Origin of the sequence: Rhodoferax sp. (assembly GCF_025354435.1) — a bacterium.
Classification (GTDB): Bacteria; Pseudomonadota; Gammaproteobacteria; order Burkholderiales; family Burkholderiaceae_C; genus Rhodoferax_B.
On sequence record NZ_JANXMU010000038.1, the window covers coordinates 81,679 to 104,549 of the forward strand.

Consider the following 22,871-nt stretch of genomic DNA (forward strand, 5'->3'; position numbering starts at 1 on the left):
CGTAAAAAGCCTGTTTTTTACGATGCGATTGAGCAACAAACCCCCTGAAAATAGCGGCATTGGAAATGAATACTTTTCATTTTCCGGTGCTGCTCTCATAATCCTAGCATTGGAAAATCTATGTTGACCTGGGACGAAGAAGTCAAGCCCTCTCCGCCATCTGTAGCGCCCCTCGGTTTACCCACCAGCCGTGTGGAAGCCCACGCTGTTTTTCCGGCCGAAATTCTTTCTGCAGCGCCTACGGCTGCCCCCGTTGTCGCCCTTTCGGCCATGGACACTGCCACCGCCCACGTCGCCGTGCAAGCCACCGCAGCACGCCGCGTCAATGCCGCCGACAAGCGCATCATCAACGGCCAGACCGATGTCAATCAGTTGGTGCCGTTCAAGTACAAATGGGCCTGGGAAAAGTACCTGGCCTCCTGCGCCAACCACTGGATGCCGCAAGAGGTCAACATGACCCGCGACATTGCCCTGTGGAAAGACCCGAACGGTCTGACCGAAGACGAGCGTCGCATCGTCAAGCGCAACCTCGGCTTCTTTGTCACCGCCGACTCGCTGGCCGCCAACAACATCGTGCTGGGCACCTACCGCCACATCACTGCCCCCGAGTGCCGCCAATTCCTGCTGCGTCAGGCGTTTGAAGAAGCCATCCACACCCACGCCTACCAGTACATCGTGGAGTCGCTGGGCCTGGACGAGAGCGAGATCTTCAACGCATACAACGAAGTCGCGTCGATCCGCAACAAAGACCAGTTCCTGATCCCCTTCATCGAAGCGATCATGGACCCCAACTTCCACACCGGCACCACCGAAACCGACCAGACCCTGCTCAAGTCGCTGATCGTATTCGCCTGCCTGATGGAAGGCTTGTTCTTCTACGTTGGTTTCACGCAGATCCTGGCACTAGGCCGACAGAACAAGATGACCGGTGCCGCCGAGCAGTACCAGTACATCCTGCGCGACGAGTCCATGCACTGCAACTTCGGCATCGACCTGATCAACCAGCTCAAACTGGAAAATCCACACCTGTGGACAGCCGAGTTCAAAATGGAAATCAAAGACCTGTTCATTCGTGCCGTCGAACTGGAATACCAGTACGCCGAAGACACCATGCCGCGTGGCGTGCTGGGCATGAACGCCTCCATGTTCAAGGGCTATCTGCGCTACATCGCCAACCGCCGTGCGACCCAGATCGGCCTGGAAGCCTGCTTCCCGCACGAAGAAAATCCATTCCCTTGGATGAGCGAAATGATTGACCTGAAGAAAGAGCGCAATTTCTTTGAAACCCGCGTGATTGAGTACCAATCGGGCGGTGCGCTTTCCTGGGATTGAACGCCATCACGTCCATGCTTTTAAATACCGCGCAAACCCCGACCTGCACACAGGTGCGGGCCGCTCTTTGCGCCCCCGAGTCCATGGTGCTGGGCAAACGCCCAACACCATGCATCGCTCTATGCCTAACAATCGGCATAAAGTGCTCTTTGTAAACAGATCAAGGAGAAAATAATGGCAACTGCAAAAAAACCGGCCGCAAAAAAGGCATCCCCCGCAAAGACGGCAACCCCTACCAAGGTCGTCGCTGCGAAAAAAGTAGCACCCGCTAAAACCGTAGCAAAACCTGTCGCTGTAAAGGCGGCTCCCGTCAAAGCGGCTGCCGTCAAGGCCGCACCGGCCAAGAAAGCCGCTGCGCCTGCTAAAAAGGCAGCTCCCGCCAAAAAGGTAGTCGCAGCCAAGGCAGCCCCCGTCAAAGCAGCTCCAGCCAAAGCAGCTCCCGTGAAGGCAGCGCCAGTCAAAGCTATAGCCAAGGCCGCGCCTGCTGCCAAGAAGGTTGCTCCCGTGAAAAAAGCTGTGGTCGTCAAGGCCGTTGTGGCAAAAGCAGCACCTGTGAAAGCAGCTCCCGTCACCAAGAAAGCGGCAACTCCTGCGCCCAAAGCCGCAGCCAAAGCCGCCGCACCAGCCAAAAAAGCGGCTGTAGCCAAGAAGGCCGCGGTGGTTGCCAAGGCAGAGCCCGCCAAAAAGGCAGCAGCCCCGAAAGCAGCGGCGCCTAAAGCCGCGGCCGAGAAGGCCGCCAAAGCACCTGCCGCCAAGCCGGCCTCTGCGCCGGCTGCAGCGTCGGCCCAAACGACCCTCAACCCGCAAGCGGCTTGGCCTTTCCCTACGGCCAACAAGCCCTGACCGGATACGTTTGATCCGCATCAGGCTCGGTATCGCAAGGTACCGAGCCTTTTTTATGGGTAAAAGGCTAACAATCGGTAGCCGACGATGCGTCCCTTGTTGGGGTTATCGATGACCCGCAGATCAACCGAGGTGGCCCATTCGCGCCCTGCAAACAGCACCCGGGATGCCGCGCCCAGCTCGGCCGGGGTCAGCACCCGCCGAAACACCGCCTTCTCGTCGGAATCGGTCAGCACAAACTCGATTGCAGGCATTGCCAGATCCAGCGTGGCCTGGTTTTTGAGCACCAGACTCAGACGGTAAGCATCCTCGTCCTGCAGGGCGCTCAGTGTGGAACTGTCGATGACGATGGCTTCGATCTGCCGCAAAGCCTGTACCGTGCACCCCAGCCGGGCACAGGCGGCCTGCAACCAGGGCCGGATTTCGGGCCAGGTCGCCGCTAGGCGGTCACGCCCCTGGAAAACGCCTTGCAGGCCCAGGGCCACGACCAGCACCGCCGCAGCTGCCGTCCACAGGCCCCGCAGTACAGGGCGCGGCAGCACAGCCTGAGAAGGCGTTTCACGGGTAAAAGAATAGCTGTCGTCCTCCACAGGTTCGGGCAGAAGCACGATCGGACTATCTAGAACATCTTCGACCACAGGGGCGGGCAAAGAGATCGGTGCCTCCATTTGCGCGGAAGGTTTGGGTTCCTCCTCCAGAGCCGGCATCGGCTCGGCGATGATCTGCTCCAGCTCAGGTAGGTGGATGGGCTCGGGCGGCAGCTCGACGGGTACCGGAACAGGCGGCAGTGGCGGCACCTCGGGCAAAGGGCCCGCCGGCTGGACCTCCGGGTGCTCAGCAAAGCTTTGCTGCAGATCCCCGGAAGCATCAAATATTTCAGCGCAATGGCCGCAACGCACCCAGCCTTCAGAGATACGGAGCTGGTCTGGAACCACCTTGAACAGGGTCCCACATACCGGGCAGCGCGTGATCAATGCCATGGTCTGCGGGTTCCGTGCACGGGCCTGAAAAGACGACGCGTAAAGGCCGCGGCCTAGAGCCGAGCGGTCATCAAGACCCAGCCGTCTTGCGTCTCCGACACTTCGAGCGCGGCGTAGGGGGCGTAGGCCTCTTTCAATTCGTCAGTCTGGCGCTCCAGAATACCCGCCAGCACCAAGGCACCGCCAGGAGCCACATGGGCGCACAGCAGCGGGGCCAGCACCTTCAGCGGCGTGGCCAGAATATTGGCCAGCACGGTGCCGTAAAGGCCTTGCGCTTGGTCGGGTAAACCGGCTTTGAGCTGCACATGGTTGGCATGGGCATTGAGCACGGTGGACTGCACCGCCGCATCGTCAATATCCACTGCATCGATATCGATCGCGCCGAACTTGGCCGCACCAATCGCCAAAATGCCCGAACCACAGCCGTAGTCCAGCACCCGTGCCAAAGCTCCCGCATCCTGCCGGGCAATCCAGCGCAGGCACATGCGGGTGGTGGGGTGGGTGCCGGTACCAAAGGCCAGGCCCGGGTCGAGGCGGATCACCCGCGTCGCCTGGGCAGGTGGTTCGTGCCAGGTGGGCACAATCCAGAAATCCGGTGTGATGTCCACCGGGGTGAACTGCGACTGGGTCAAACGAACCCAATCCTGCTCCGGCACCGGAACGATACCCAGCAGGTCACAGCCCGCAAAAAAGTCTTGCGCCGCCAAAACGCCGGCGGCATCGCGCGCCAGTGCTTCGGAGGCAAACAGCGCCTGGATACGCGAACGCTGCCAACCGTCTTTGGGCGGCGGCATGCCGGGTTCGCCAAACAGGGCTTGCTCGGCATCGGTCTGAGCGTCCGCGTCTTCCACGCTCACGCTCAGGGCATCCAGGGCATCCAGCGCATCGCTGACCATCTCGACCCGGTCTTGCGGGCACATCAAACTGATTTCAAACATGATTCAAAGATCTAGCGCTTGTGCTGCGAGAGCCACTCTTCCAGGTAATGGATATTGGTACCGCCCGCCATGAACTTGGCATCCACCATCAGCTCACGGTGCAGCGGGATGTTGGTATTGATGCCTTCGATCACGGTTTCCAGCAAGGCCGTGCGCATGCGCGCCATGGCTTGTTCGCGTGTGTCGCCGTGCACGATGATCTTGCCGACCATCGAGTCGTAGTTCGGGGGCACGTAGTAATTGGTGTAGACATGCGAATCCACACGCACACCCGGACCACCGGGCGGGTGCCACATGGTGATGCGGCCGGGCGACGGCGTAAATTTATACGCGTCTTCGGCGTTGATGCGGCATTCGATGGCATGGCCATGGATGCTGATCTGGCGCTGGGCAAAGGGCAGTTTTTCACCAGCCGCCACCATGATCTGGGTGCGCACAATGTCCACCCCTGTGATCAGCTCGGTCACGGGATGCTCAACCTGCACGCGGGTGTTCATTTCGATGAAATAAAACTCCCCGTTCTCGTACAGAAACTCAAACGTACCCGCACCCCGGTAGCCAATTTTCTTGCAGGCTGCCGCGCAGCGCTCACCAATGCGTTCGATCAGTTTGCGGGGAATACCGGGCGCAGGCGCTTCTTCCAGTACCTTCTGATGGCGACGCTGCATAGAGCAATCACGTTCGCCCAGGTACACCACGTTTTTGAACTTATCGGCGAGGATCTGGATTTCGATGTGGCGGGGGTTCTGGAGATATTTCTCCATGTAGACCGCGCCATTGCTGAATGCCGCCAGGGCTTCCGCCTTGGTCATTTGCACCGCGTTGATCAACGCCGCTTCGGTGTGCACCACGCGCATGCCGCGCCCGCCACCACCGCCAGCCGCCTTGATGATGACCGGGTAGCCCACCGCCTTGGCCGTGCGCTTGATCACCACCGGGTCGTCCGATAGCTCGCCTTCGGAGCCGGGCACGCAGGGCACGCCAGCTTTGATCATGGCTTGCTTGGCCGAGACCTTGTCGCCCATCATGCGGATGTTCTCAGGCGTGGGCCCGATAAACTGGAAGCCGCTTTTTTCCACGCGCTCGGCAAAGTCAGCGTTTTCGCTGAGGAAACCGTAGCCGGGGTGGATGGCCTCGGCATCGGTCACTTCGGCGGCCGAAATCAGCGCGGGCATGTTCAGGTAGCTCAAGGCCGAAGCCGCAGGCCCGATGCACACGGCTTCGTCGGCTAGCTTTACGTATTTGGCATCCCGGTCCGCCTCGGAATACACCATGACGGCCTTGATGCCCATTTCACGGCAAGCCCGCTGGATGCGAAGGGCGATCTCCCCCCGATTTGCAATCAATATTTTTTTAAACATGCGCCACCAAACTCTGTGGGTTTACTCGATCACGTACAAAGGCTGGCCGTATTCGACGGCTTGGCCGTTTTCGCACAGCATTTGCACCACGGTGCCCGCTTTGTCGGCCTCGATTTCGTTCAGTATCTTCATCGCTTCAATGATGCAGATGGTGTCGCCTTCCTTGACCTGGCTGCCCACTTCCACAAAGGACTTGGCTCCAGGGCTGGACGAGCGGTAAAAAGTACCCACCATCGGCGACTTGACCACATGGCCTGCCGGGGCTGCAGGCGCGGCAGGAACCACATCCACCGCCTGGGGGGCCGCCATCACCGGCGCCGCCACCATGGTGGGTTGGGCGGCTTGGTACACCATCGCACCGCCACCCTTGACGATACGGACCTTGCCCTCGGCTTCGGTAATTTCAAGTTCTGACACGTTGGAATCAGACACCAAGTCGATCAACGTTTTGAGTTTGCGCAAATCCATAAAACCTCCAGCTACGATGTACGAAAAGGGGTGGAATCTACCTTAATTTCACACAACGATCGTTTATTTCTTTTATTTACAGTGGACAGGCTGCCGTAAAAAGCAGCCCACAGGGTGGTCAAACTGCCACCGGATGCGCTATTTCAACCCAGCCCACACTTGTAAATCAGCAGGGCTAACCCGGCCCATTTTACGATGAAGCACCGTCCCAGCCGACCCAAGCACCACGGTAAAAGGCAAGCCCCCCGCCAGATTGCCCAGTGAACGCCCCAGCTCGGTGCCGCCCAAACCGGCCATGCCGATGGGATAACTGACCGGCGTTTTTTGCAGAAAGCTGCGCACCGAGCTGGGCTGGTCCACTGCCAAGCCCAACACTTGCCAGCCATTGGCCGCATTTTCTTGAAAGAAGCGGTTGATCATGGGCATTTCCTCCACACACGGCGGGCACCAGGTGGCCCAAAAATTCAACAGCACGGGCCGACCGCGCAAAGCCTGCATTGCCAGCGGCGTGCCCTGCGGGGTGTCAAAACTGAGCCGCCACAGCGCGTCTTCCACACCCGACAGCAAGGGCGCGGGCTGGTATTTCCACCAGGCCACGCCTGCGCCCGCCAGCCCGGCAGCCGCCGCCACCCCGGCCATCAACTTACGGCGTGAAGCGGCCATCATGGCGCGTCCTCCGCCAGCAAGCGGCGCACGGCGGCGGTGTCGCCCCGGGGAGCGCGGCCTTTGGAGTCGGGCTTCAAGGCACCGCGCAGGTCGTCCAGGTCGTAGACCATGAAATGCACGCCCACCGTCTCGCCCAGTTCGGGGCTCAGACAAGCAAAGCTTAGCGCCTCGACCGGTTCACCACGGAACCCGGTGACGGTGGCCGGGGTGTAGGGCACGCGGTGGTCGATTAGCGCAATTTCGGCGGATTTGGAGTCATCACAAAACAGCTGGATCGCCACATCCGACAAGCGTGTCGCCGTGCCCTGCCACACCGCGCCACACAAATGGGGACGAAACGGGGCCATACGCTCCATCCAGACCAGGGCCAACTGCCGCAGAGCACGCAGCTCGGCAGGCTGGGTGTCGCCGCAAAACAGGTCGATATAGGCCCGCACCGCGTCTTCCACGGTGTCGTTGCCAGGCAAAGGCGCGCGGCCTGCACCCAGTTGCGAGGCGGCGCGGCGCTTGGCCGGGCCGTATTCCAGGCCTTCTTCGACCACCATACGGGCGGCGGTCTCGGCGATCTCTAAGGTCAGTGCATCCATGTCCGTGATTCTGCCCTTTTTGCCGATCCAAGTTAGAACCAGGGCCACCCCTAAAATCCCCGCATGCACATTCATATTTTGGGTATTTGCGGCACCTTCATGGGAGGTTTGGCCGCTTTGGCGCGGGAGGCTGGGCACCGGGTTACCGGTTGCGACGCGGGGGTCTACCCCCCCATGAGCGACCAGTTGCGCGCACTGGACATCGGGCTGATCGAAGGTTTCTCGGCCGACCAGTTGGCGCTGGAGCCGGACATGTTCGTGGTTGGCAACGTGGTGTCGCGCGCCCGCACGGTCGACGGCAGCCCCAAATTTCCGCTGATGGAAGCCATTCTGGACGCGGGCCTGCCCTACACCAGTGGCCCGCAGTGGCTGGCCGAGCACGTGTTGCAAGGCCGCCATGTGCTGGCCGTGGCCGGTACGCACGGCAAAACCACCACCACCGCGATGTTGGCCTGGATTTTGGAACACGCCGGGCTGCAACCGGGCTTTCTGGTCGGCGGCGTGCCGTTGAACTTTGGGGTGTCCGCGCGTTTGGGCGCGGGCAAGACCTTTGTGATCGAGGCCGACGAGTACGACACCGCCTTTTTCGACAAGCGCAGCAAGTTTGTGCATTACCGCCCGCGCACGGCGGTGCTGAACAACCTGGAATTCGACCACGCGGATATTTTTGACGACCTGCCCGCCATCGAGCGCCAGTTCCACCACCTGCTGCGCACCGTGCCCAGCACCGGCCGGGTGGTCACCAACGGGCTGGAAGAAAGCCTGGCCCGCGTGCTGCACCAGGGCTGCTGGAGCGAAGTGCGCAGCTTTGGCGCGGCGGTGAGCGACTTCACCGCCCAGGGCGAACCGCACCACTTCCAGGTGCTGCAGCAGGGCCAACCGGTGGCCACGGTGGAATGGGCGCTGGGCGGCGTGCACAACCAGCTCAATGCGCTGGCCGCCATTGCCGCCGCCGACCACGTGGGCGTGCCCGCCGATGTGGCGGCACGGGCGCTGGGCGCGTTCCAGAACGTGAAGCGGCGCATGGAAGTGATTGGCAGCGTGCGCGGCATCACCGTGTACGACGACTTTGCCCACCACCCCACCGCCATCCGCACCACGGTGGACGGCCTGCGCCGCCGCATCGGGCCGGGCCAGCGCATCCTGGCGGTGTTCGAGCCGCGCAGCAACACCATGAAACTGGGGGCGATGAAAGCCCAGTTGCCGTGGAGCCTGGAAGATGCCGACCTGGCGTTTTGCCACAGTGGCGGCCTGGGCTGGGATGCCCGCAGCGCCCTGGAACCCATGGGTGCCCGGGCCCAGGTGGCCGACACGGTGGACGCACTGGTAGCGCAGGTGGTGGCAGCGGCCCAGCCAGGCGACCACGTCCTGTGCATGAGCAACGGCGGCTTTGGCGGCATCCACGCCAAACTTTTAAGCGCACTACAAAATAAATAGCAGCTTGCGCAGGTGGAATCTACGCTACAGGCACTTTTTGCTTAAATTCTTAAATAAGGACGATCAACCGAAATCCGATGGGCGCAGGTTGGCCGATGACAACCACGGCACGTCACCCGAAACAGTAGACACCGCACCATCAAAGTACAGGCTGCCCAGGTCGCGCACCAGTTGCTCGGGGTTCACACCGCTTTGCAGCAACTGCGCCAGGCTGGCCGGGCCGGTTTCCAGCACGCGCAACACCGTGCGCTGGGAGTCCTTGAGCCAGGCCTCAGGCACCTGGGGCGGGCGCAGCAGGCGGATGCCATCGGTTTTGAACGCCGCAGGCAACAGGTCGGCAGCCGAGTGCTGGGCAAACTGCCACATCACCGCCCGCAAACTTGCTTGCCTGAACCGGGGCGGCAGCGCGTCGGGGCTGGACGCACGCTGGTTCCACACAGCCTGCTCCAGCTGCACCGGGCTGGTATCCACCAAATAATCGATCCGCCGCCTAGGGATATCCACCACCGCCAGCAAAACCGTCTGGTGTGTCAGCTCGCAGACCGCGTGCGGCAGACCGCCCACCCGCTGGTGCAGCAGGGCCCCTAAAAAATACTGGGCCCGCAAAGGCTGCAGCCAAGCCTCGAACTTTTTCAGCACCATGCGCACCGCGCGCTCGGATTCGGGCTCAAAAGTGGTCAGCGGTTCAATTTCGGGGGCCGACAAGGGGGTGGTAAAGGCCAGTGGCCGGTCCACCTGGTCCAGTTGGAGCAGCAAGTCGGATTCAGCACTGCGGCTGTCGGGTACGGCCAGGGTGCCGTCGTCGTGCAGCCGGGCGGCCGCGCCGCTGATGCACCAAGCATCAGCTTCGGAAAACTTGGCCACCCGCCAGGCGGGCAAGCTGGTCGGCTGGCTGGGCAAGACGGCCACCAAAGCGGCCCGCTGCTGCGGCGACAGCCCCGCCAAACCCAGCCAGAAAATAGGGCGATCTAGTGCCATGCTGCTGCTCCGTTCACAAAGTCAACGAATCCGCACCGTAAAGGGTGCAGATTCGCTGCGTGCAACTCAGCTTACCCGACGGGCCTGGACTGCGGCAGACAAAATTTCCAAGGTCTGCAAAGACTGGTCCCAGCCCAGGCAGGCATCGGTGATGCTCTGGCCGTAGGCCAAAGACTTCTGGTCGGTCTTGCCGGGGGTGAACTTTTGTGCGCCTTCGACCAGGTGGCTTTCCACCATCAGACCGAACACCTGGTGCGAACCACCGGCCACCTGGCCAGCGATGTCGCGGGCCACCTCGATTTGCTTTTCATGCTGCTTGCTGCTGTTGGCATGGCTGCAATCGACCATCAGGGTGGCGGGCATTTTGGCGGCGCTGAGCTCGGCGCAGGCTGCGGTCACGCTGGCGGCGTCGTAATTGGGCGCTTTGCCGCCGCGCAGGATGACGTGGCAGTCCTTGTTGCCGTTGGTCTGCACGATGGCGACCTGGCCGTTTTTGTGCACCGACAGGAAGTGGTGGCCGCGGGCGGCCGCCTGGATGGCATCGGTGGCGATGCGGATATTGCCGTCGGTGCCGTTCTTGAAGCCGATAGGGGCCGACAGGCCGGAGGCCAGTTCGCGGTGCACCTGGCTCTCGGTGGTGCGTGCGCCAATCGCGCCCCAGGCGATCAGGTCACCGATGTACTGGGGCGAAATCACGTCCAAGAACTCGCTACCGGCGGGCAGGCCCAGGCGGTTGATGTCGATCAGCAGCTGGCGGGCGATGCGCAGGCCTTCATCGATGCGGTAGGTTTCATCGAGGTAGGGGTCGTTGATCAGACCCTTCCAGCCCACGGTGGTGCGGGGCTTCTCGAAGTAGACACGCATCACGATCTCCAGCGTGTCGGCGTATTTCTCGCGCTGCACGACGAGACGGCGGGCATATTCGAGCGCCGCTGCGGGGTCGTGGATGGAGCAAGGGCCAATCACCACCAGCAGGCGGTCGTCGGTGCCGGCCATGATGTTGTGGATGTTTTTGCGGGTGTCAGAGATCAGCGTCTCGACCGGCGTGCCGCTGATGGGGAAGAAGCGGATGAGGTGTTCTGGAGGAGGTAGCACGGTGATGTCCTTGATGCGTTCGTCGTCGGTTTTGCTGGTTTTTTCGACGCTCGCATACCAGTTGTCGCTGCTGGGGTGGGTCTTGGCATTCATGGGCTGCTCCTGTGGGTTTTGTATAAAAAGGAAAAAAGGGACGAAAAAAAACCGCCTGAGAGCTGAGGCTCCGGCGGTTTTCATGAAGGGCTTGCTTGTCTACAACTTAGCCTCTCATCCGCCGGGGACCGAGAACCAAAAGTAAAAGTAGGCAAACACGCTTTGATGCATGCGATTCAATGTACCACAGCGCTCAAGCCGTGCCGCCGACGGTCAGGCCGTCGATGCGCAAGGTGGGCTGGCCCACGCCGACGGGCACGCTTTGGCCTTCTTTGCCACAGGTGCCGACACCGGGGTCCAGCTTCATGTCGTTGCCGATCATGCTGACCTTCTTCAGGCACTCAGGGCCGCTGCCGACGATGGTCGCGCCCTTCACCGGATACTGGATCTTGCCGTTTTCCACCCAGTAGGCTTCGCTGGCCGAAAACACAAACTTGCCCGAGGTGATATCCACCTGGCCGCCGCCAAAGTTGCTGGCGTACAGGCCTTTTTTGATGCTGCCAATGATTTCCTGCGGATCTTTGTCGCCACCCAGCATATAGGTGTTGGTCATGCGCGGCATGGGGATGTGGGCGTAGCTCTCGCGGCGGCCATTGCCAGTGGGTTTGACACCCATCAGGCGGGCATTCATTGCGTCCTGGATGTAGCCCTTCAGGATGCCGTCTTCGATCAGCACATTGCGCTGGCTGGCACAGCCTTCGTCGTCCACATTCAGCGAGCCGCGGCGGTCGCTGATGGTGCCGTCGTCCAGCACGGTCACGCCCTTGGCGGCCACGCGCTGGCCGATGCGGCCACTGAAGGCGCTGGAGCCCTTGCGGTTGAAGTCGCCTTCCAGCCCGTGGCCAATGGCTTCGTGCAGCAGGATGCCGGGCCAGCCGGAACCCAGCACTACCGTCATCACACCGGCCGGGGCCGGGCGGGATTCGAGGTTGGTCAGCGCGGCATGCACGGCCGCATCCACGTATTCATTGAGCATGGCATCGTCAAAGTAGGCAAGGCCAAAGCGCCCGCCGCCGCCGCCCGAACCCATTTCGCGGCGCACCACGCCTTTGACAGTGGCCTCAGCGATCACGGTGACACTCAAGCGCACCAGCGGGCGCACATCGGCAGCCAGGGTGCCGTCGGCACGTGCGACCATCACCACGTCGTATTCAGCGGCCAACCCGGCCATGACCTGGGCCACACGCGGGTCTTTGGCCCGGGCCAGCTTTTCCACCCGCTCCAGCAGTTTGACCTTAGCGGTGCTATCCAGCGTAGCGATGGGGTCCACACCGAGGTACAGGCTGCGGCTTTTTGCTACTTTTTGTGTAGCAACCTTCGCACGCTTGTTCTGCGCTGCAGCCGAAATAGACCGTACCGTGCGGGCCGCGTCGAGCAGGGCCGCCTCCGAGATGTCGTCGGAGTAGGCAAAGGCGGTTTTCTCGCCGCTGACGGCGCGCACGCCCACGCCCTGGTCGATGCTGAAGGAACCGGTTTTGACGATGCCCTCCTCCAGGCTCCAGCCCTCGCTGCGGGTGTACTGGAAGTACAGATCGGCATCGTCCACCTTGTGGGCGGTGATTTCGGCCAGCGCGCGGCTCAGGTGGGCGGGTGTCAGGCCAAAGGGCTCCAGCAGGAGCGATTGGGCAATGGCAAGACGTTCGAGGGTGGGTTCGCGAGAGATCATCGGGACATTTTAGGCCCGGATCACAGGGCCCGCCGGGCTCCCGGCGATCCCCCTGCCCGCGTCAGGACTGCACCAAACGCCGGGCCTTGGCGATCGACATCAGAATGCCCAGCCCCAGCCCCAGCGTCACCATGGCCGTGCCGCCGTAGCTGATGAAGGGCAAGGGCACGCCGACCACCGGCAAGATGCCACTGACCATGCCCATATTGACGAAGGCGTAGGTGAAGAAGATCAGGGTCACGCTGCCCGCCAGCAGGCGCGAGAACAGGGTCGGCGCGTCCATGGCGATCACCAGCCCGCGTAGGATTAGAAACAAAAAACCGGTGATCAGCAGCAGGTTGCCGATCAGGCCAAATTCTTCGGAAAAAGCCGCAAAAATAAAGTCGGTGGTGCGCTCGGGAATAAATTCCAGATGGGTTTGCGTGCCCTGCATGAAGCCCTTGCCCAGCACCCCGCCCGAGCCGATGGCAATCATGCCCTGGATGATGTGAAAGCCCTTGCCCAGCGGGTCGCGGCTGGGATCCATCAGGGTGCAGATGCGCTGCTGCTGGTAATCGTGCAGCACCACCCAGCGCACGCCGTCGGCGCACAGGGCGGGTTCGTTCCATACCACCAGACCAATCGCCACCAGCCCCAACAACACCGGCGGCACGATGAGCTTCCAGCTCAGCCCGGCAAAAAACAGCACCGACAACCCGGTAGTCATGACCAGAATGGCGGTACCCAGGTCCGGCTGTTTGACGATCAGCGCCACCGGCACCGCCAGCAGCAGGCCGCCGACCAGAAAGTCCAGTGGCCGCAACTGCCCCTCTCGCCGCTGGAACCACCAGGACAGCATCAAGGGCATGGCGATTTTGAGAATTTCGCTGGGCTGGATGGTGATGCCCAGGTTGAGCCAACGCCGGGCCCCCTTTTTGGTCACGCCAAAAATGGCCACGGCAATCAGCAAGGCCACACCCACGGTGTACAGCGGTACGGCAAACGCCATCAACCGCTGCGGCGGAATTTGCGCCACCACGAACAAAATAGCCCCCGCCAGCAACATATTGCGGCCATGGTCCACAAAGCGCGTGCCGTGGTCGTAGCCCGAGGAGTACATGGTCAGCAGGCCCGCACAGACCAGCATGAAGACGGCAAACGCCAGCGGACCGTCAAAGCCGCGAAACAGCGGCCCAACGCGCTGCCACAGCGGAGGTTTTTCAAAGACAACAGACATGCCGCAATTATCGCGGCTGCCAGCGGCTAGCCCGCCAGGACGCGATTCTTGCCGTTGCGCTTGGCCAGGTACATGGCCTGGTCGGCGCGCTTGATGCAGTCGCTGCCCGATTCGTCTTCGGCCAACTGCGCTACCCCGGCGCTGAAGGTGATCAGGACCTTCAGGTTATCGTGCAAAAAGAATTTCTTGGTCAGCTCACGCTGCAACCGGGTCAGGGCCACCACGCCCAGCTCCAGCAAAGTGTCAGGCAGCACGATGACAAACTCTTCGCCGCCATAGCGGGCCAGGGTGTCTTGTGGCCGCATGGATTCGCGGGTGATGTTGGCCAAGTGGGTCAAGGCCTCGTCCCCGGCTTCATGGCCCAGGTCGTCATTGAGCTTTTTGAAGTTGTCGATGTCCAGCAGCGCCAGACACAGCGGCGTGCCCTTGCGCCGGGCGTTGGCGATTTCGCGCTGGATGGCCTCCTCCATGCCGCGGCGGTTGAGGGCACCGGTCAGCGGGTCGTGCCGGGCCTGGGCGCTGACGCGGTCCAGCTCCAAGTGAAGTTTGCTGATTTCGGCCTCGGCCTGGGCCGTTTTTTCGCGCATGGTCTGGAGCTGGTCGCGCGAGTTTTGCGTGTCCAGCGCCATGCTACGGGTGGCGCTGAGGGCGGTTTGCAGCACCGGGCCAAGTTCTTCAATCGTCTGCACCTGCTCGATCTGGCGGGCGCATTCTTCAATTTTGCTGTGGTACACGCCGCTGGACTCGCCCATCAGCGACAACCGGTCCACAAATGCGGCCAACAGCTGGCGCATTTGCGTCTGGGCTTCGAAGGCGCGGGCCTTGGCTTCGGATTGCTTGGCGATCACATCCACCAGCCGCCGCTGCACATCGTCCAGACGGCGCAGGCTCAGGGGCGGGGTGGATGCCACCACCAGCGCGTCGATCTGGCCACGCAGCCATTGGTCGTCTAGGCACAGCTCGCCAATATTGGTGAACAGCAGGTGCAACAACTGCAGCAAGGCGTTTTTGATCTCGAACTGGTCTTCGGCCGTGAACGACAGCCGGTGCGTGAAATTGGCCAGCATGGTTTTGGTGCGTGGCAAATCCGGCACCGGCTGGCGGATAAACACCAGCAGCTCGCGGGCCTGCTCCACAAAACGCGGATCGTCGGAGCCCAATGCAGGCAGGGCGTTGTCGATCAGTCGGGCAATTTGCTCCATGAACTCGGGGGTCAGCGCCGGGTTGCTGTGGGCACTGGCCGAGCTGGCTGGCGGCGCAAAACCGCTATCGCCAAAACCCGAGTGGCCATTGGAGGCGGTACCGAGCATGCCAAAACCGGCATAGCCCACCAGCGCGTTTTGCACGCCGTCCCAGCTGCGCTGGGTAATGGCCGATTCGAGCAGACCGCATTGTTTTTGCTGGCCGGGATTTTTCGCGGGTAAGGCTGCCGCAATCAGACGCAGACGTTCAAACGGGAAATGCGCAGGCACCATGGTGCCGGCCACCTCGTGGTACAGCGTCTGGTAGTTTTCGGGCGTGGGGGGCAGCTTTTTGACGCTGAGCAACTTGAAGGTTTCACGCGCAATTTCAGCAGGGGATCGTTCAGCCATGGAGCTCTGTAGTTAGTCTGTTGGGACTTGCGCCCCCCAAAATGGCCATCGTAATGGCTCCACCCACCGCATCCAAACGGCGAGTGCATACGATTTTGATAGCATCTTCGCATGCTTACGCCCCATTTTGCTACCCATCTGCTGTATCTCCACGGCTTTCGTTCGTCGCCACAGTCGGCCAAGGCCCGCCAGGTTGCCGCACGCGTGCAGGCGCAGCACCCTGGTGTGACCTGGTGGTGCCCGCAATTGCCGCCCTCGCCGCGGGCCGCCATCGAACTGCTGCGCCAGGGCGTCGCCGCCTGGCCATGGGCCACGATGGCCGTGGTTGGCTCGTCCCTGGGTGGTTTTTACGCCACCTGGGTGGCCGAGCACACCGGCTGCAAGGCCGTGCTGCTGAACCCCGCCGTAGACCCAGAGCGGGACCTGGCACGGCACATCGGCGAGCAAACCAGTTGGCAAAACCCCAAAGAGCGTTTCTATTTCGAACCCGCCTTCATCGGCGAATTGCAGGCCCTGACCCTGCACAACCAGCCCCCGCCCGAACGCTACCGCGTACTGGTCGCCAAGGGTGACGAGGTGCTGGACTGGCGCGAAATGGACACCCGCTACGCCAGCGCCCAGCCCATGCTGCTGGAGGGCGGCGACCATGCGCTAAGCGACTTTGACGCGCACATCGACGGCGTGTTTCGCTTTCTCGATCTGCTGCCCGCAACCCCGCCCGGCTAAACCGGCCGCGGCGCATGGGAGAATTCAGCCCATGTTTGCATTATTTGAAGAAGCCGGAAAATTCATGGCCGGCCGCATCTTGTCCGAAGCGGAGTCGTCCGCGCAGGTAGAGCTCGACAGTGGCAAGCGGGTCAAGGTCAAGGCCGCCAACCTGCTGTTGAAATTCGACAAGCCCACGCCCGCCATCCTGTTGCGCGATGCCCAGTTAGTTGCCGCCGACATTGAGCTGGAAATGGCCTGGGAGTTCGCTCCCGAGGACGACTTTGGCTTTGCCGACCTGGCGCGCGACTATTTCAGCGACAAAGCCACGCTGGAGCAACAAACCGCCATGCTGCTGCGCCTGTTCGACGCGCCGCACTACTTCCGCCGCGCGGGCAAGGGGCGGTTTCGCAAGGCCTCCGCCGAGATCCTGCAACTGGCGCTGGCCGCCATCGAGAAAAAGCAGCAGCTTGCTATACAAATTGCGGCCTGGGCAGAAGAGCTAAGCCAGGGCTCGTGCCCGCCAGCCGTGCGTGAGCAGCTATACAAAATACTGTTCAAACCCGATAAAAACGGCCCTGAATACAAGGCCGTGGTCGAGGCATCCCGCGCCACCCACAAGGCCCCGCTGGTGCTGCTGCAGCATGCCGGGGCCATCGACTCGCCCTACCAGTTCCACTGGCGGCGCTTTTTGCTGGAAAACTTCCCCAAGGGCACAGGCTTCCCGGCCCTGGACGCGCCGCAGATCCTGGACGACCTGCCGCTGTCCACTGCGCAGGCGTTTTCCATCGACGATTCGCAAACCACCGAAATCGACGACGCGCTGTCGGTGCAAGGCCTGGGCACGGGCACGGTGACGCTGGGCATCCACATTGCCGCGCCCGGCCTGGCCATTGCGCCGGGCAGCGCCATCGACCAGCTGGGCCGCGCCCGCTTGTCCACCGTCTACATGCCCGGCTACAAGCTGACCATGCTGCCCGACGCAGTGGTACAAAACTACACCTTGCAAGAGGGCCGCGACTGCCCCGCCGTATCGCTGTACGTCACGCTGGATGAGGACACGCTGGAGATCACCGCTTCTGAGACCCGGCTGGAGCGGGTACACATTGCCGCCAACCTGCGCCACGACCAGCTCGATACGCTGGTCACGGCCGAGTGGCTGGAGAACCCAGACTTTGAGCATGAAATTGGCACCTCGTGCTTATCCATTGAGCATGAGCAGCTATCATTTTTATATAAGCTCGCCAAACACCTGAAAGCCCAGCGGGAAGTGGTGCGCGGCAAGCCCGAGAACTTCAACCGGCCCGACTACAACTTCAAGCTGCTCGGCAAAACCGCCGACGAACCGGTGGGCGACGAGCAGGTGCAGATCACCACCCGCCAGCGCGGTGCGCCCCTGGATCTGATGGTGGCCGAGGCCATGATTTTGGCCAACAGCACCTGGGGCAACTGGATGGCCGAGAACGGCGTGCCCGGCATCTACCGCAGCCAGGCCAGCCTGCTGCCCGGCGTGAAGGTGCGCATGGGCACCAGGGCGCTGCCGCACGCGGGCATCGGGGTCAAAAGCTACGCCTGGAGCACCTCGCCCCTGCGCCGCTACACCGACCTGGTCAACCAGTGGCAGATCATTGCCTGCGCCCGGCACGGAAAAACCGCCGCCCTGGCCGCGCCGTTCAAGCCCAAGGATGCCGATCTGTTCTCCATCATTTCGATGTTTGACGCGGCCTACGCCACCTACAACGGCTACCAGGGCGCGATGGAGCGCTTCTGGACGCTGAAATACCTGCAGCAAAACGCCATCACCGAGATCGTCGGCACCGTATTCAAGGACGGCATGGTCCGCGCCGACGGCCTGCCGCTGGTGTTGCCGGTGATGGGCGATGCGCCACGCGGTGCCAAGGTGCGGGTCAAACTGGGTGATATCGACGAAATCACCCTGGACGTGCACGGCACCGTGGTCGAGCGGCTGGACACGCCGGTCGAAATGGCATCTGACGCAACCGCCGAAGCAGCTGAGGACGACGAGGAAGACACCTCTGCCGGGCCGATCGCCATCGCCGTCGATATGGACGAGCCCGAAGCCGCCGCTGCATCCGCCGCCGAACCTGCACCGTGACCTGGCGCTTCTTACGCAACTTCACCGCCCTGCAGCTGGCGCTGGGGGTGTCCATCACCCTGCATGCGGTGCTGCTGACGCTGCGCTTCATCGACCCCGAATCCTTCAACCGGGTGTTCCAGGACACGCCGCTGGAGGTGATTTTGGTCAACACCAAATCCACCACCCCGCCCGACCGCGCCACGGCCATTGCCCAGGCATCACTGGCCGGGGGCGGCGAGGCAGATGCAGGCCGGGCCACCACACCGCTGCCGCCGTCGGCCATCACCGACCTGGGTGAAACCATGGAGGCCACGCAGCGCAAGATGGACGCGATGCAGCAACAGCAAACCATGCTGCTGGCGCAGGTAACCCAGCAACTGGCCAGCCTGCCCATTCCAGACCCCAAAAAAGCCAGCAACTCGCCCGAAGCCGCCGCACAAGAAGAAAAGCGCCGCCAGTTGCTGAACCTGCTGGCCGAGATCGAGCGGCGCATCAACCAGGAAAACGCCCGCCCCAAGCGCCGCTACGTCAGCCCCGCCACCCGCGAAGAGGTGTACGCGGTGTACTACGACAACCTGCGCCGCCGGGTGGAAGACCGGGGCACCGAGAACTTCCCCGAAGTAGCGGGCAAAAAGCTGTATGGCGCGCTGACCATGATCGTCACCGTCAACTTTGACGGCCAGGTGCTGGCCACCCAGATCGCCGAAAGCTCGGGCAACCGCACGCTGGACCGGCGCGCCGAGGCCATCGTGCGCAATGCCGGGCCGTTTGGCCTGTTCAGCGACGCGATGCGGGCTAAAGTCGACCAACTGGTGGTGGTGTCACGCTTTCGCTTCACCCGCGACCAGACGCTGGAAACCAAGGTCGGCGCCACGCCCTGATCCCCCTTTTTAGACAGAAAGTACGTGTATGGACCGCTATTGCGTGATGGGCAACCCGATAGAACACAGCCGGTCGCCGTGGATCCAAAGCCGGTTTGCCGCCTTGATGGGCCACAACCTGCAATACGACAAGCGCCTGGTGCCGCTGGACGGTTTTGCACAGGCCATTGCCGCATTCCGCGCCGAGGGCGGGCTGGGCTGCAACATCACCGTGCCCTTCAAATTTGAAGCCGCCGCAGTCGCCGACCACCAGTCGCCGCGCGCCCAACTGGCCGGGGCCAGCAACTTTCTGCATTTCCGCGACGGCGGTATCCACGCCGACAACACCGATGGTGCAGGCCTGGTCAACGACATCCAGAACAACGCCGGCGTGGCCCTGGCCGGGCGCGACGTGCTGCTGATCGGTGCCGGGGGCGCATCCGCCGGGGTGCTGGGGCCGCTGATCGCCGCCCAGGCCCGCCGCATTACCGTGGCCAACCGGACCCTGGGCAAAGCCGAAGCGCTGGCGGCACGCCACGCGGCGCTGGCCCAGGCGCACGGTGTGCAGGTCGACTGCGCCGAACTGGCCGCCGTACAAACGCCGTATGACGTAGTGGTCAACGCCACCGCCAGCAGCTTGAGCGGCGCGGGCGTACCGGTGTCGCCCAGCGTGCTCAAACCCGGTGCATTGGCGCTGGACATGATGTACGGCCCGGCGGCCGCAGGCTTCATGGACTGGGCCCGCGCGTACCAGGCCATTGCGCGCGACGGCCTGGGCATGCTGGTCGAGCAGGCCGCCGAGGGCTTTTTACTCTGGCGCGGCGTGCGTCCGCCGTCCGCACAGGTGTTGGCCGAGCTGCGCGCCACCCTGGGCTGACGCGATGCGCCCCCTGCTGCGCTGGCTGGTGCTGGTGGTTTTTGCCACGCTGGCGCTGCAACTGTTCTTTGTGGGCCGCATTGCCCTGATGCTGGTCGTGGATCCGCAATCCACCGCGTTTGAGCGCTCGGAGGCCTGGCGGCTGCTGACCGGTGCCGACGCGCAGCTGCGCTGGCGGCAGGAATGGGTGCCGTACAGCCAGATTTCGGACAACCTCAAACGCGCCGTCATCGCCTCGGAAGACAGCAGCTTCACCAACCACGACGGCGTGGACTGGGAAGCGCTGGAAAAAGCCTGGGACAAGAACAAAAAAGCCCAGGAGCGCGCAGCCAAACTGGCCGCCCCGGCCAAGGCCAAGACGACTGCCCCGGCCAAGCCGGTCAAACCGCCCAAGGTCATCGGCGGCTCCACCATCACCCAGCAGTTGGCAAAAAACCTGCTGCTGTCGGGCGAACGCACGCTGCTGCGCAAGGGCCAGGAGTTCGTGCTGACCATGCTACTGGAGCACTTGCTGGACAAGCAGCGCATCCTGGAGATCTACCTGAACAACGTGGAATGGGGTGAAGGCGTGTTCGGTGCCGAGGCCGCCGCCCAGCACTATTTCCGCAAACCGGCCTCCCGCCTCAGCGCATTTGAAGCCGCCCGGCTGGCCGTGATGTTGCCCCGGCCCAAGTATTTTGAAAAACTGCCCAATTCCGGCTACCTGGGCAGCCGCGCCTCCACCATCGTGGCCCGCATGGCCAGTGCCGAGCTGCCTTGAATGGCCGGGATGGATAATGCAGCGGCATTCCTGCTGAAACTGCCTGAGCCCCTCCATGTCTGACATCCTCGAACAAATCATCACCGTCAAGCGCACAGAAATCACCGCAGCAATGCGCCGCACCTCCTTGGCAGACATGCGTGCCGACGCAGAGTCCCGCGTGCTGACCCGCGACTTTGTGGGTGCCATGCGCAAGAAAATCGCTGCGGGGCAGGCCGCCGTCATCGCCGAAATCAAAAAAGCCAGCCCCTCCAAAGGTGTGCTGCGCGCCGACTTCATTCCCGCCGACATCGCCCAAAGCTATGCCGAATATGGCGCGGCCTGTTTGTCTGTGCTCACAGACAAACAGTTCTTCCAGGGTCAGGTGGATTACCTAAAGCAAGCGCGCGCTTCTTGCCAATTGCCGGTGCTGCGCAAAGACTTCATCGTTGATGCCTACCAGGTCTATGAATCCCGCGCCATGGGGGCCGACTGCATCCTGTTGATCGCCGCAGCCCTGGACGATGGCCACATGGCCGAGCTGGAGGCCATCGCCCGCTCGCTGGACATGGCGGTGCTGGTGGAAGTACACGACGCGGCCGAACTGCAGCGCAGCCTGAAGCTGAAAACCCCGCTGATCGGCATCAACAACCGCAATCTGCGTACCTTTGAAGTCAGCCTGGACACCACGCTGGCCCTGCAAAAAGACGTGCCCGCCGACCGCCTGCTGGTCACCGAAAGCGGCATTCTGACCGCTGCCGATGTGCAGCGCATGCGCGACGCGAAAGTCAATGCCTTCCTAGTTGGCGAAGCCTTCATGCGCGCCGCCGACCCTGGCGTGGCGTTGGCCGGCCTGTTCACCACCCAATAAAGAGCCCGCAATGCCTCTTTTCCAAGAGGATTGCCTTCAAAGCTGGCCGCCGGCTGCGGCCTGCGTCGCACCCGACTGGCAGCCTTGCGTGGCGGACTTTCTGGCCTCGGCGCGAGGCCAGCAGCTCGGCCAGTTTCTAAACCAGCGCCTGGCCCAGAAAGCCACAATCTACCCGCCACACCCCCTACGCGCCCTAGCCCTCACGCCGCTGAGTGCTATCAAGGTGGTCATCCTGGGCCAAGATCCTTACCACGGCCCCGGCCAAGCCGAAGGACTGGCATTTTCAGTCGCGCCCGGCATCCAGCCACCACCCTCGCTGCGCAACATCTTCAAAGAGCTCCAGCAAGAAGGCATGCCACCCCGTGCACCGGGCGGATCTCTGGCCGCCTGGGCGGAACAAGGTGTTTTGCTGCTCAATGCCTGCCTGACGGTCGAGGACGGATTACCCGCCAGCCACGCCAAACGCGGCTGGGAGGCCTTGACGGACGCGGTGGTCATGCAGGTCGCACAAACCGCGCCAGTGTGCGTCTACCTGCTGTGGGGAGCCCATGCCCAGACCAAAGCGCCATTAGTCCAGCAACTCGCCGCAAACTATGGCAATCAGATTCTGGTGTTGCAATCCAACCACCCGTCTCCGCTCTCGGCAATGCGTCCGCCCGCGCCGTTCATAGGCTGCGGGCACTTCCAGCGCGCCAATAGTTTTTTGACCCAGTTGGGCGCAACCGCTATCGACTGGCCGCGCACGGCCTGAAGACAAAATTAAGTAGCCCAAGCCATCGGTCGCCACAACGCGGTATGATTGAAAGCTATTCAACACAGAGGTTTAGTCAGTGAAAAACTCTGTGCTATAATTTGAGGCTTCGCCGGAGAGGTGGCCGAGTGGTTAATGGCAGCAGACTGTAAATCTGCCCTCTTACGAGTACGCTGGTTCGAATCCAGCCCTCTCCACCAGCGAAACGTCAGCAATGACAGCCAGTTTTGAAAGTACTGACAAGCGGGTTTTGGGTTTGGCGTGAATGTTTCGTCTTGGGTGCTACGGCACCTGAATGCGGGAGTAGTTTAATGGTAGAACCCTAGCCTTCCAAGCTAATGACGCGGGTTCGATTCCCGTCTCCCGCTCCAAAGGCGTTTGTCAATAGTAAGTTAAGGTTTTGTTGCTTCGGGCCTTCCGCAGCAACAAAACAAACGCCCATTTGGCTCAGTGGCAGAGCACTCCCTTGGTAAGGGAGAGGTCCCGGGTCCGATTCCCGGAATGGGCACCAGTATTTTGAAGGCGCGCCGAATCCAGTAGGTGCGACGGTTGGGTAAATTTGGTTTATTTTTTTCGGAGCTCTTTGGAGAATTGAAAAATGGGAAAAGAAAAGTTCACACGTACCAAGCCCCACGTCAATGTGGGCACGATCGGCCACGTTGACCATGGCAAAACCACACTGACCGCCGCCATCACCACCGTGCTGGCAGCCAAGTTC

The 22,871-nt window shown here is 62.1% G+C and carries 22 protein-coding genes and 3 tRNA genes; 14 read left to right on the top strand and 11 right to left on the bottom strand.

Features of this window, described 5'->3' with window-relative positions:
* Nucleotides 1-120: 120 nt before the first annotated feature.
* Both Q0T48_RS10070 and Q0T48_RS10075 read left to right on the top strand, forming a co-directional pair.
* Nucleotides 121-1,332: a ribonucleotide-diphosphate reductase subunit beta gene (locus tag Q0T48_RS10070; protein ID WP_295955835.1), complete on the top strand. Its 1,212-nt coding sequence runs from the start codon at nt 121-123 to the stop codon at nt 1,330-1,332.
* Nucleotides 1,333-1,506: 174 nt separating this feature from the next.
* Nucleotides 1,507-2,175 carry a histone H1 gene (locus Q0T48_RS10075; protein ID WP_295955838.1) on the top strand — a complete coding sequence of 223 codons (669 nt, stop codon included), beginning with the start codon at nt 1,507-1,509 and terminating at the stop codon, nt 2,173-2,175.
* A gap of 53 nt (nt 2,176-2,228) precedes the next feature.
* Here the strand turns inward: Q0T48_RS10075 and Q0T48_RS10080 are convergent, their stop codons facing one another.
* The 6 genes from Q0T48_RS10080 to Q0T48_RS10105 all read right to left on the bottom strand — a co-directional run bounded on the left by Q0T48_RS10080 (nt 2,229) and on the right by Q0T48_RS10105 (nt 7,175).
* Complete coding sequence (locus Q0T48_RS10080; protein ID WP_295955840.1) at nt 2,229-3,155, bottom strand: DUF3426 domain-containing protein; 927 nt, start codon at nt 3,153-3,155, stop codon at nt 2,229-2,231.
* 53 nt (nt 3,156-3,208) lie between these two features.
* Nucleotides 3,209-4,093, bottom strand: a complete 885-nt coding sequence (gene prmA, locus Q0T48_RS10085; protein ID WP_295955842.1) for a 50S ribosomal protein L11 methyltransferase — start codon at nt 4,091-4,093, stop codon at nt 3,209-3,211.
* Nucleotides 4,094-4,104: 11 nt separating this feature from the next.
* Nucleotides 4,105-5,454 carry an acetyl-CoA carboxylase biotin carboxylase subunit gene (accC, locus tag Q0T48_RS10090; protein WP_295955844.1) on the bottom strand — a complete coding sequence of 450 codons (1,350 nt, stop codon included), beginning with the start codon at nt 5,452-5,454 and terminating at the stop codon, nt 4,105-4,107.
* A 21-nt stretch (nt 5,455-5,475) separates the two neighbouring features.
* Nucleotides 5,476-5,922 (bottom strand): acetyl-CoA carboxylase biotin carboxyl carrier protein, encoded by a 447-nt coding sequence (gene accB, locus Q0T48_RS10095; protein ID WP_295955846.1) that lies wholly within the window; start codon nt 5,920-5,922, stop codon nt 5,476-5,478.
* 138 nt (nt 5,923-6,060) lie between these two features.
* Complete coding sequence (locus Q0T48_RS10100) at nt 6,061-6,588, bottom strand: TlpA disulfide reductase family protein (protein ID WP_295955848.1); 528 nt, start codon at nt 6,586-6,588, stop codon at nt 6,061-6,063.
* Entirely contained in the window at nt 6,585-7,175 is a 591-nt protein-coding gene (locus Q0T48_RS10105) for a hypothetical protein (protein ID WP_295955850.1), read from the bottom strand. The genes Q0T48_RS10100 and Q0T48_RS10105 overlap by 4 nt, the downstream gene beginning before the upstream one ends.
* A 63-nt stretch (nt 7,176-7,238) precedes the next feature.
* Here Q0T48_RS10105 and mpl point away from each other — a divergent pair, with 63 nt between their 5' ends.
* Nucleotides 7,239-8,612 carry a UDP-N-acetylmuramate:L-alanyl-gamma-D-glutamyl-meso-diaminopimelate ligase gene (mpl, locus tag Q0T48_RS10110; RefSeq protein WP_295955852.1) on the top strand — a complete coding sequence of 458 codons (1,374 nt, stop codon included), beginning with the start codon at nt 7,239-7,241 and terminating at the stop codon, nt 8,610-8,612.
* Nucleotides 8,613-8,675: 63 nt separating this feature from the next.
* On the opposite strand, the gene Q0T48_RS10115 is transcribed toward mpl, so the two are convergent.
* The 5 genes from Q0T48_RS10115 to Q0T48_RS10135 form a co-directional block, all read right to left on the bottom strand.
* Nucleotides 8,676-9,590 carry a hypothetical protein gene (locus Q0T48_RS10115; protein ID WP_295955854.1) on the bottom strand — a complete coding sequence of 305 codons (915 nt, stop codon included), beginning with the start codon at nt 9,588-9,590 and terminating at the stop codon, nt 8,676-8,678.
* A 66-nt stretch (nt 9,591-9,656) separates the two neighbouring features.
* The gene (locus Q0T48_RS10120; protein WP_295955856.1) at nt 9,657-10,778 is read right to left on the bottom strand and encodes a 3-deoxy-7-phosphoheptulonate synthase; all 1,122 of its coding nucleotides are present in this window, start codon (nt 10,776-10,778) and stop codon (nt 9,657-9,659) included.
* Nucleotides 10,779-10,971: 193 nt separating this feature from the next.
* Nucleotides 10,972-12,444, bottom strand: coding sequence for a metalloprotease TldD (gene tldD, locus Q0T48_RS10125; protein WP_295955858.1), 1,473 nt, complete (start codon nt 12,442-12,444; stop codon nt 10,972-10,974).
* Between the two features lie 61 nt (nt 12,445-12,505).
* Entirely contained in the window at nt 12,506-13,660 is a 1,155-nt protein-coding gene (rodA, locus tag Q0T48_RS10130) for a rod shape-determining protein RodA (RefSeq protein WP_295955860.1), read from the bottom strand.
* 26 nt (nt 13,661-13,686) lie between these two features.
* Nucleotides 13,687-15,252, bottom strand: coding sequence for a GGDEF domain-containing protein (locus Q0T48_RS10135; RefSeq protein ID WP_295955862.1), 1,566 nt, complete (start codon nt 15,250-15,252; stop codon nt 13,687-13,689).
* Nucleotides 15,253-15,363: 111 nt separating this feature from the next.
* On the opposite strand from Q0T48_RS10135, the gene Q0T48_RS10140 reads away from it, so the two are divergent.
* The 11 genes from Q0T48_RS10140 to Q0T48_RS10190 all read left to right on the top strand — a co-directional run.
* Entirely contained in the window at nt 15,364-15,978 is a 615-nt protein-coding gene (locus Q0T48_RS10140; RefSeq protein ID WP_295955863.1) for a YqiA/YcfP family alpha/beta fold hydrolase, read from the top strand.
* A gap of 31 nt (nt 15,979-16,009) precedes the next feature.
* A complete protein-coding gene (locus Q0T48_RS10145) occupies nt 16,010-18,073 on the top strand; it encodes an RNB domain-containing ribonuclease (RefSeq protein ID WP_295955865.1) in 2,064 nt (687 codons plus the stop codon).
* Nucleotides 18,070-18,936: an energy transducer TonB gene (locus Q0T48_RS10150; RefSeq protein ID WP_295955867.1), complete on the top strand. Its 867-nt coding sequence runs from the start codon at nt 18,070-18,072 to the stop codon at nt 18,934-18,936. The genes Q0T48_RS10145 and Q0T48_RS10150 overlap by 4 nt, the downstream gene beginning before the upstream one ends.
* 28 nt (nt 18,937-18,964) lie before the next feature.
* Nucleotides 18,965-19,792: a shikimate dehydrogenase gene (gene aroE, locus Q0T48_RS10155; RefSeq protein WP_295955868.1), complete on the top strand. Its 828-nt coding sequence runs from the start codon at nt 18,965-18,967 to the stop codon at nt 19,790-19,792.
* 4 nt (nt 19,793-19,796) lie between these two features.
* Nucleotides 19,797-20,552, top strand: a complete 756-nt coding sequence (locus Q0T48_RS10160; protein ID WP_295955869.1) for a transglycosylase domain-containing protein — start codon at nt 19,797-19,799, stop codon at nt 20,550-20,552.
* Between the two features lie 55 nt (nt 20,553-20,607).
* A complete protein-coding gene (trpC, locus tag Q0T48_RS10165) occupies nt 20,608-21,402 on the top strand; it encodes an indole-3-glycerol phosphate synthase TrpC (protein ID WP_295955871.1) in 795 nt (264 codons plus the stop codon).
* Nucleotides 21,403-21,412: 10 nt separating this feature from the next.
* Nucleotides 21,413-22,153: a uracil-DNA glycosylase gene (locus Q0T48_RS10170; protein WP_295955874.1), complete on the top strand. Its 741-nt coding sequence runs from the start codon at nt 21,413-21,415 to the stop codon at nt 22,151-22,153.
* A gap of 114 nt (nt 22,154-22,267) precedes the next feature.
* A tRNA-Tyr gene (locus Q0T48_RS10175) sits at nt 22,268-22,353 on the top strand.
* Nucleotides 22,354-22,450: 97 nt separating this feature from the next.
* Nucleotides 22,451-22,524: transfer RNA gene (locus tag Q0T48_RS10180), tRNA-Gly, on the top strand.
* A gap of 65 nt (nt 22,525-22,589) precedes the next feature.
* Nucleotides 22,590-22,664 (top strand) — tRNA-Thr (locus tag Q0T48_RS10185).
* 87 nt (nt 22,665-22,751) lie between these two features.
* Nucleotides 22,752-22,871 (top strand): GTP-binding protein (locus tag Q0T48_RS10190; protein ID WP_295952948.1); only part of this gene is annotated, 120 nt, incomplete at its 3' end.

Excerpts from the sequence above, each read along its gene's own strand:
- Q0T48_RS10070 (WP_295955835.1), top strand. The coding sequence starts at position 121 with ATGTTGACCTGGGACGAAGAAGTCAAGCCCTCTCCGCCATCTGTAGCG.
- Q0T48_RS10075 (WP_295955838.1), top strand. The coding sequence starts at position 1,507 with ATGGCAACTGCAAAAAAACCGGCCGCAAAAAAGGCATCCCCCGCAAAG.
- Q0T48_RS10080 (WP_295955840.1), bottom strand. The coding sequence starts at position 3,155 with ATGGCATTGATCACGCGCTGCCCGGTATGTGGGACCCTGTTCAAGGTG.
- prmA (WP_295955842.1), bottom strand. The coding sequence starts at position 4,093 with ATGTTTGAAATCAGTTTGATGTGCCCGCAAGACCGGGTCGAGATGGTC.
- accC (WP_295955844.1), bottom strand. The coding sequence starts at position 5,454 with ATGTTTAAAAAAATATTGATTGCAAATCGGGGGGAGATCGCCCTTCGC.
- accB (WP_295955846.1), bottom strand. The coding sequence starts at position 5,922 with ATGGATTTGCGCAAACTCAAAACGTTGATCGACTTGGTGTCTGATTCC.
- Q0T48_RS10100 (WP_295955848.1), bottom strand. The coding sequence starts at position 6,588 with ATGATGGCCGCTTCACGCCGTAAGTTGATGGCCGGGGTGGCGGCGGCT.
- Q0T48_RS10105 (WP_295955850.1), bottom strand. The coding sequence starts at position 7,175 with ATGGATGCACTGACCTTAGAGATCGCCGAGACCGCCGCCCGTATGGTG.
- mpl (WP_295955852.1), top strand. The coding sequence starts at position 7,239 with ATGCACATTCATATTTTGGGTATTTGCGGCACCTTCATGGGAGGTTTG.
- Q0T48_RS10115 (WP_295955854.1), bottom strand. The coding sequence starts at position 9,590 with ATGGCACTAGATCGCCCTATTTTCTGGCTGGGTTTGGCGGGGCTGTCG.
- Q0T48_RS10120 (WP_295955856.1), bottom strand. The coding sequence starts at position 10,778 with ATGAATGCCAAGACCCACCCCAGCAGCGACAACTGGTATGCGAGCGTC.
- tldD (WP_295955858.1), bottom strand. The coding sequence starts at position 12,444 with ATGATCTCTCGCGAACCCACCCTCGAACGTCTTGCCATTGCCCAATCG.
- rodA (WP_295955860.1), bottom strand. The coding sequence starts at position 13,660 with ATGTCTGTTGTCTTTGAAAAACCTCCGCTGTGGCAGCGCGTTGGGCCG.
- Q0T48_RS10135 (WP_295955862.1), bottom strand. The coding sequence starts at position 15,252 with ATGGCTGAACGATCCCCTGCTGAAATTGCGCGTGAAACCTTCAAGTTG.
- Q0T48_RS10140 (WP_295955863.1), top strand. The coding sequence starts at position 15,364 with ATGCTTACGCCCCATTTTGCTACCCATCTGCTGTATCTCCACGGCTTT.
- Q0T48_RS10145 (WP_295955865.1), top strand. The coding sequence starts at position 16,010 with ATGTTTGCATTATTTGAAGAAGCCGGAAAATTCATGGCCGGCCGCATC.
- aroE (WP_295955868.1), top strand. The coding sequence starts at position 18,965 with ATGGACCGCTATTGCGTGATGGGCAACCCGATAGAACACAGCCGGTCG.
- Q0T48_RS10160 (WP_295955869.1), top strand. The coding sequence starts at position 19,797 with ATGCGCCCCCTGCTGCGCTGGCTGGTGCTGGTGGTTTTTGCCACGCTG.
- trpC (WP_295955871.1), top strand. The coding sequence starts at position 20,608 with ATGTCTGACATCCTCGAACAAATCATCACCGTCAAGCGCACAGAAATC.
- Q0T48_RS10170 (WP_295955874.1), top strand. The coding sequence starts at position 21,413 with ATGCCTCTTTTCCAAGAGGATTGCCTTCAAAGCTGGCCGCCGGCTGCG.